Below are 7,317 nucleotides of genomic sequence, written 5' to 3' on the forward strand. Positions count from 1 at the left end.
CTACCTGTTGTGCCGTTGTAAGTCTGAATGCACTTGTCCCCTGGTTGCGGAGTTTAACCTTTAAGAGTTCACCATAAGTAATTGCCTCCTCTTTTGTTTTGAATCTTTTTCTATGCTTTTTGGTTCCGCCAAGTTTAAGTCCAGCATCAACTTCCCACTTGTCGTTCTTGGGAACATGTCTAATAATACAAACACCTTCGATGACAGCATTACTTAGTTTTTTATTCACTACCTTGGGCATACAAATGAATGTAGCAGAATTGGTAAGCATGACAATGAAAACTGACAACGAACTGACAACGAACACCTGAGTCCCCATAGTTTAACGGATAGAACAGTGGTTTCCTAAACCGTAGATCGAGGTTCGATTCCTCGTGGGGACGCCATTTGATTTAAGTTTTTCTGCACACTGCTTAAGTTTGCTACCTTTTCTTTTTGGTTTGCATCCATGAATTTCCATTTATCGTTATGGTAAATCATTTGGATGGATAGTTGGGTAAACATTTTAACTGCGGTTGCTCCGCCCTTTCTTCTGCTCTTTATCGGGGGCGTGGCCAGACGGAAAGATTGGTTGGGGCGTGAGGCAGATCGTACGATGTCCCGATTTGTCGTCTATGTCTTGTACCCATGTTTCATTCTATACCATGTTTTGGGCACGGAGACTCCGGTTGGTGCAAAAGAGGCATGGACGGCGGCACTCTTTGGATTCTGCTCGATAGCGGTCGGTTTTTTGATTGCCCGCTTGGTTGCCAAGTTATGTAGGATTAAGGGAAGAGAAATACCTGCATTTTGTTTTTGTTCAGGAATTTTTAATTATGGATTTTTTGCCATCCCTATTGCCGCTTTATTCTTTGGAAATGATTTGGTCGTAAAAATTATTCTTTTTAACCTTGGTGTGGAGGTGGCGATTTGGACGGTGGGTATTTTATTGCTAACTTCTTCGAGGTTGAAGCTTAGCAAAATATTGAACCCGCCTGCGATTTCAGTCCTAGTTGCCATATCTTTACAGATGGTAGGAGGGAAAGCTTTGCTTCCCCAATACGCTTGGGAGGTGTTGTCTATGATTGGTAATTGTTCTATTCCCATGGCTCTTATGATTATAGGAGCCAGTTTTTATGATTTGTTTAAAGGGTTTCGCCCCTCGCCAACTTATCGAGTAGAAGTGGGAGCATTCCTGACCCGTGGATTGTTGGTGCCCGCCTTGTTTATTTGCTATGCCTTGTATGGATGGATACCGCACTATGCATCCTGGTTGGTAGAGGTATTAATCGTCCAAGCTGCAATGCCTGCAGGCGTGTTTGCTTTGGTTGTTGTAAAAAGCTATGGGGAGGACACTGAAACGGGACTCCGTGTAATCATGTCGACTATGTTAATCAGTGTTGTTTCCATACCCACATGGTTGTGGGCAGGGATTAAATTAATCTCAAACGATTAAAAGTTTTTTTCCTTATGAGGAAGGAGTATCTTCGTAACGCGATTTGGAGTCGAGAGTTTCAAAGATGTTAGTAACTTTAGTTCTAAGTTTGTTATACTCCTCAGCATAAATCAAGGATACTAGGTAGTGTTTAAACTCTTTACGATCTCGAATGATTTTGAGATCTAGCTCTTCCATTTCCTGAGCAAATTTAACATGCATTTTATCGATTTCTCCGTCGAATTTTTTGAATTCTTTATCAATGTGCTGTTTGGCTCGGGAGATTGCTCCAAGTAATTGTTGACTCTTTCGGCAATCCTTACTGGAAAATTCATGAAAGGAAATAATTCCTGAGGCAAGTGCAGCGGCAAATGCAGTAACTTCCAGTTCGTTTTTATTACTTTCTTTAACTGCCCATCCTTCAATTGCTTTGAGTAACCTGCTTATACAAGCACGGGCTTCTTCGGAATCGGAGATTTGTACTTCTTCTTCTTCGGACATTATGGGTATACTCTAGCAGAATAGGATTAAAAATTACAGATAAATTGTATCTAACATTGTTCAAGTTTATCAGATGTGCAAGCTTTTGATGTAATTGTCTAAATCCTTTCTGACTATTCCACTTAGAATAAACAATCCAAGTATATTCGGGAATGCCATTCCCAAAATCATTAAATCTGAAAAATCCAAAATATTAGTCGCCGTTATTATAGACCCTAGAAAGGTGAAAACAAGAAAGAGTATTTTGTAAATCAGGGATGACTTGTCTCCAAATAAATACACCCAGCACCTTTCTCCATAGTAGGACCAAGATATCATCGTAGAAAATGCGAAAAGAAAGACTGCTATCGCAAGAATGTATGGAAACCATGGAATTACACTGCTCATCGCTACAGATGTAAGGGCACCTCCCTGGTTTTTGGCAATGAGTTCTGCATTAGCTGGGTCGATATATGCCCCTGTTATTATAATTACCAAAGCGGTCATCGTGCATACCACAATCGTATCGATAAAGGGTTCGAGGATAGCCACTATTCCTTCTTCGATTGGATCTTTTACTTTGGCGGCGGAATGAGCAATAGCAGCTGAGCCTATTCCCGCCTCATTGGAAAACACAGCCCGCTTAATTCCAATAATTAATACACCAAGAAATCCCCCGAAAGCAGCATCTGGGGAGAAAGCCTGCTCGATAATTAGGCTGAAAGCCGCGGGAATTTCTCCAAGATGAGAGCCAAGAATAAATAAACAGGCGAGCAGGTATATTCCGCACATAATGGGAACGATAAGAGATGCCACTCGGGCGATACTCTTTATTCCACCCACAATAACCAGCCCAACCAAAATAGCCATGAGCAGCCCGTACCCCCAGGGGTAATCAGCCAACTCGGGCACAACGGTTTTAATCATGTCGAGGGACTGAACAACTTGAAAGGAATTACCCCCACCTAGAGATCCTCCAATGCAGAGCAGGCAAAAAAGCCCGGCAAGCAAGCCTCCCAATCCGCCTAGTTTTTTTTCTTTCAGGCCTTGAGAAAGGTAATGCATTGCTCCGCCCATAATTCTTCCGTCTTTCCGAATTTTGCGGTACTTTTGACCAAGTGCACACTCGGTAAACTTTGAAGACATGCCAAGGAAGCCAACCAATATCATCCAAAAAGTCGCTCCCGGTCCCCCCGTACCAATAGCAATCGCCACCCCGGCAATATTTCCTAATCCTACGGTTGCAGAAAGGGCAGTGGTTAATGCCTGAAAGTGGGTAACCTCTCCAACTTGCTCAGAGTTGTCATACTTCCCCCGCACCAAATCAATAGCATGTTTAAAAAGGCGAATGTTTACGAATCGCATACGCAAAGTGAAAAAGAGGGCACCACCAAGCAACCATGCTACAACTAGGGGAATCTCAATACCTGGAATTGGCCAGAAGAGTAGTTTAGCCAGTGGACTCACCACATATTCACCAAAAAAGGTATCCAAGTCCTTTTCCCAATTATTGGGAACCTCTTCATTCTTTGCATGAACAAGTTGTGGAATGGTAAAAACAATGAAGGTTAGCACATTTTTTATCATCTTTATTTATTTGTTCTTTAATCCATAGCTTGAGAATTCACTTCCCCTAGGGCAAGGGTTAAGCTAGCAAATACTTGGACATGGCAAAAACTATTATCATTTACATGGCTCGTGAGTGGACAACTTGGTTTTTAGGCTGTCTGTTTTTTCTAGTGGGAACTATTTTCCTCTTCTCTTCAGTCGAAGATTTAAGTCAGGTATTCCCAAGAGGTTTTGACTTCTGGTTGGAGGACTTTTGGTTTTGGTTGCTGTCTTACTTACCGTGGTTACTTCCAATTTGTTGTTTGGGTGCGAGCTTATTTTCTCTTTCTTTTGCAAGGAAAAGGGGAGAATGGACTGCGATGCTGGCAAACGGGATTTCTCCCATTCAGTCTTTTTCCTTAATCGTTATACTTGGATTTGGGATTGGATTGAGCAGTGACTGGTTGATGAATGGTGCGGGACTCCGTTCAATGGATATGAGCGACCTAGAAACGCGCAGCCTAAAAATGCAAATTGGATCAGAACGACTTTGGTACTTTCGCTCCTTTGACCCATCCACGGGTATAGGAAGGGATTTACAACTTTTCCAATACGGAGAAAAAGGAGAAGATGTGATGCGCTTGCGGGCTACCACTGCAAAATGGGAAAGCGAGAAGGGTTGGACTTTTTACAACGGTAAATTTCTTGGGTTTTACTCCGCCAAAGGTTTGCCAGTGATTGATGAAAATAAAAGTTCATTAGTTTGGGAGACTATCGAAGCAGCATCGCTAAAGGGTGAAGTATACCAAACAAAAAGTCCGGGAATTAGTCGTTCTTTTGATCAACTTTATGGGTTAGATATTCCTGATGACCCAACGCCCTATCTTTGGCTTCAAAAGCGGGCAAAAGATATGACTTTGGTTGAAATTGAACGTTTGCTTGATCGATTTCCAAGTTCGAAAGGTAAAGAAATGATCTCGTACCAATTAAGAAAAGCTCAACTTTGGTGGAATGGACCAGCTTGTTTAGTCGCCTTAATAATTGGGCTGGGACTGGGTAGTGCTAGGGGTTCTTCCACCCCAGCAAAACTTGCCGGTGTTTCTCTGCTTGGTGCACTTGGTTTTTATTTCATTCGTACCTTGTCTGATTCTCTAGGCGAACAACAAATTTTAACTCCCATGGTCACGGCAAGTTTACCTTATTTACTCGTCGTGATTGGCACATTTATTTTTTTGAAAATACAAAAGTAAATTGTGACACTTTAAACATCCACCTCTCTAAGTTGGATACTTTCGACCACTTTCCCGTCGGCCAGCACATTGGTCACGGTGACAATTTGATCTCCGGTTTCGACCCGTTCTTCCTCAATTAATCGTTTGATTGCTTCTTGAATGGTTTGTTCTGGGTCTTTGGAGAATTCCATTAGGAAGGGTTCGATCCCCCATATTAAGCGCAATCTTCGATGAAGCCCGGGGATATCAGTAAAGGCGAAAAGCGGGGCCCCATTGGGACGCAATGCACCCAACTTAGCAGCAAGATCCCCACTTCTGGTAAAGACCAAAACGGCGGCATTTTCCATGCGTAGGGCAAGAAGTGCGGCCGAGCGCAACATCTTTGCTTTAGGCCGAAAAAGCCGCAGGCTTTCCGACAATACGGGAGGAAGTTCTCGCTCAATTCGGGAAGAAATTCGCTTGAGCATACGTACACATTCGATCGGGTACAGGCCAGTAGTGGTTTCTCCACTTAGCATGACACAGTCTGCCTCCTCGTTGATGGCGTTGGCCACATCACTAATTTCCGCCCGTGTGGGCACAGGAGACTCGATCATCGATTCCAAAAGGTGGGTGGCCACAATCACAGGTTTACCTCTGGAGAGACAAATACTCACCGCTTTTCTTTGAATAATAGGCAATTCTTCAAAGGGACATTCGATGCCCAGGTCCCCTCGGGCAATCATCAGCCCATCAGAAGCAGTTACAATTTCTTCTAGGTTGTTCACTCCCTGCTGGTCTTCGATTTTGGCGATTACCTGGGCATTACTGTTGTTGTCCTTGAGAAAGCTTTTAAATAGGTCAATGGCATCGGCATCTCGGGTAAAGGATAGGGCAAAGAAGTCGTGCTCGCACTCGATGCCGACTAAGGTGTCCAACCTGTCTTTTTCCGTGATCGATGGTAATCCAGTCTTAATTCCAGGCAAATTAACATGTCGCCGGCTTTTAAGCTCTGCATCCTGAAGAACGCGACAGCGGATTTTCTTTGGTGAAATTTCAACCACGAGCAAGGGAATCAATCCATTGTCGAGCAGAACATTATTTCCCGGTTTCAGGTGCTCGTGCAATTTGTCATAATTTACTTCGACTTGCCAGACCTTCTCGATTCTTGGTGGTTCCGGTTGGGCGGTAAAGACAAGATCAATTAAGTCTCCTCTTTTTAATTGCACAGGAGATTGTAAATATCCGGTACGAATTTCTGGCCCCTTAACATCCATCAATATTGCGGGTTCCCTTTTGACTTTTTCTCCAATTCTACGGATGCGCTCAGTGATCTCACGTATCCATTCGTGGGAAGCATGTGCCATATTCAGGCGCATTACATCAACCCCCTCGCTTATTAAGGATTCAAGCATCTCTTCAGATTCAGTTGCCGGACCAATGGTGGCTATGATCTTGGTTTGTCTTTCGGGAGTTTTCACACGCAAATAGGATTGGCAGTCGCCGGATCAATTACATAGGTAGAAAATCGTTTACCCTGACCGGGCAATTGGCTGAAGCGTTCACGCACTAAGTTGACATCGTTACAATCTTTACTGAGGTGCATAAGGAAAACCTTTCGCCAACAGGTATTTTCCATTGATTCCAAAAGCTCATAGGTGGTTTGATTGGACAGATGACCATGTCGACCTCGGATTCGTTGTTTAAGGCTCCATGGGCGCTTCTCGTCCTTTTCTAACATGTCAGTACAATGATTTGCCTCAATCACAAGTATATTTGCTTTTCTGATTCGTTCCTGAACCAAGGTAGGTACAAAACCTAGGTCGGTCACCCATGCAAGGCTGGAAGGAGGGTCGAATAGGTCTCCAGTTCCCCACTCAAAATAAAACCCTACGGGGTCATAGGCATCGTGTGGCACGCTAAATGGATGAACCTTGAATTCCTGAAATTGAAAAGGCACGCCCGTTTCAAATCTTTTCCAATTCGGACGCCTTGGAAGTTTCGGCTGGATTGCATCGATGGTGTCTCGGTTGGCAAAGATTGGAAGGTTGAGGTAGCGGGATAATCCACGAATACCGGCACTGTGATCGTTGTGTTCATGGGTTAGAAATATAGCGTCTAATTCCTCTACAGACAGGCCTTCTTCAGAAAGTAAAAACTTTAATTTCTTCCCAGATAATCCAGCATCAATCAAAATGTTTGATTTACCTGTTTGTAAAAGAGCGGTATTTCCCGAACTGCTCGAACCAAGGATTTTAAATTTTGTTTCCACCTAGTTCCAACCTTAGTAAGCTCGTTAATATGCAATCAACCACAAAGTGCTTTGGGGGATCATTGATTTTATATTATGGAAGAATGGTTTGACTGGGTCGACCGGACAGACCGGGTAATCGGAGTGACCAGTCGTGAGGATGCTCATCGTCTGGGGCTCTTCCATAGAGCGGTACATTTATACGCTTGGGGAATGAATGGTGGCTTAATTTTACAAAAACGGAGTAATTCTAAGGATTTGGAACCAGGGCTTTGGACAGTAAGTTGTTCCGGGCATGTTGACCGTGGTGAATCTTATGAGTTTGCCGCCACCCGGGAGATGACCGAGGAATTGAATGTATCCATTGAACAATCTGATCTTAGTGAACTTTTACGATCTGATCCTTGCCCAGA

General features: G+C 43.5%; 8 protein-coding genes and 1 tRNA gene. 4 read left to right on the plus strand and 5 right to left on the minus strand.

The genetic code is table 11. From position 1 onward, the window contains the following. A partial coding sequence (locus ACKPQ4_RS00470; protein ID WP_407679244.1) for a hypothetical protein occupies positions 1–229 on the minus strand: 229 nt, incomplete at its 3' end. Positions 230–311: 82 nt separating this feature from the next. On the opposite strand from ACKPQ4_RS00470, the gene ACKPQ4_RS00475 reads away from it, so the two are divergent. Next, positions 312–386 (plus strand) — tRNA-Arg (locus ACKPQ4_RS00475). A gap of 98 nt (positions 387–484) precedes the next feature. Further along, on the plus strand, positions 485–1,435 hold the full coding sequence (locus ACKPQ4_RS00480; protein WP_407679245.1) for an AEC family transporter: 951 nt from the start codon (positions 485–487) through the stop codon (positions 1,433–1,435). Between the two features lie 12 nt (positions 1,436–1,447). Here the strand turns inward: ACKPQ4_RS00480 and ACKPQ4_RS00485 are convergent, their stop codons facing one another. Together ACKPQ4_RS00485 and ACKPQ4_RS00490 are read right to left on the minus strand one after the other, a co-directional pair. Continuing rightward, a complete protein-coding gene (locus ACKPQ4_RS00485; protein WP_407679246.1) occupies positions 1,448–1,915 on the minus strand; it encodes a hypothetical protein in 468 nt (155 codons plus the stop codon). A 69-nt stretch (positions 1,916–1,984) separates the two neighbouring features. Then, positions 1,985–3,481 carry an alanine/glycine:cation symporter family protein gene (locus ACKPQ4_RS00490; protein WP_407679247.1) on the minus strand — a complete coding sequence of 499 codons (1,497 nt, stop codon included), beginning with the start codon at positions 3,479–3,481 and terminating at the stop codon, positions 1,985–1,987. A gap of 80 nt (positions 3,482–3,561) precedes the next feature. Here ACKPQ4_RS00490 and ACKPQ4_RS00495 point away from each other — a divergent pair, with 80 nt between their 5' ends. Then, positions 3,562–4,692 carry an LptF/LptG family permease gene (locus ACKPQ4_RS00495; protein ID WP_407679248.1) on the plus strand — a complete coding sequence of 377 codons (1,131 nt, stop codon included), beginning with the start codon at positions 3,562–3,564 and terminating at the stop codon, positions 4,690–4,692. An 11-nt stretch (positions 4,693–4,703) separates the two neighbouring features. Here ACKPQ4_RS00495 and pyk read toward each other — a convergent pair whose 3' ends face one another. Further along, positions 4,704–6,134 (minus strand): pyruvate kinase, encoded by a 1,431-nt coding sequence (pyk, locus tag ACKPQ4_RS00500; protein ID WP_407679249.1) that lies wholly within the window; start codon positions 6,132–6,134, stop codon positions 4,704–4,706. Next, positions 6,131–6,925, minus strand: a complete 795-nt coding sequence (locus ACKPQ4_RS00505; RefSeq protein WP_407679250.1) for an MBL fold metallo-hydrolase — start codon at positions 6,923–6,925, stop codon at positions 6,131–6,133. Before ACKPQ4_RS00505 ends, pyk begins: the two co-directional genes overlap by 4 nt. A 75-nt stretch (positions 6,926–7,000) precedes the next feature. On the opposite strand from ACKPQ4_RS00505, the gene ACKPQ4_RS00510 reads away from it, so the two are divergent. Then, positions 7,001–7,317, plus strand: a 317-nt coding sequence (locus tag ACKPQ4_RS00510) for an NUDIX hydrolase (protein ID WP_407679251.1), incomplete at its 3' end; no start/stop codon positions are given.

The organism is Candidatus Chordibacter forsetii, assembly GCF_964187505.1.
GTDB classification, from domain to species: domain Bacteria; phylum Verrucomicrobiota; class Verrucomicrobiia; order Opitutales; family Seribacteraceae; genus Chordibacter; species Chordibacter forsetii.

Bases quoted from the DNA above. Each gene is read 5' to 3' on its own strand.
- ACKPQ4_RS00495 (WP_407679248.1), top strand. From the start codon at position 3,562: ATGGCAAAAACTATTATCATTTACATGGCTCGTGAGTGGACAACTTGG.
- ACKPQ4_RS00480 (WP_407679245.1), top strand. From the start codon at position 485: ATGGATAGTTGGGTAAACATTTTAACTGCGGTTGCTCCGCCCTTTCTT.
- ACKPQ4_RS00490 (WP_407679247.1), bottom strand. From the start codon at position 3,481: ATGATAAAAAATGTGCTAACCTTCATTGTTTTTACCATTCCACAACTT.
- ACKPQ4_RS00485 (WP_407679246.1), bottom strand. From the start codon at position 1,915: ATGTCCGAAGAAGAAGAAGTACAAATCTCCGATTCCGAAGAAGCCCGT.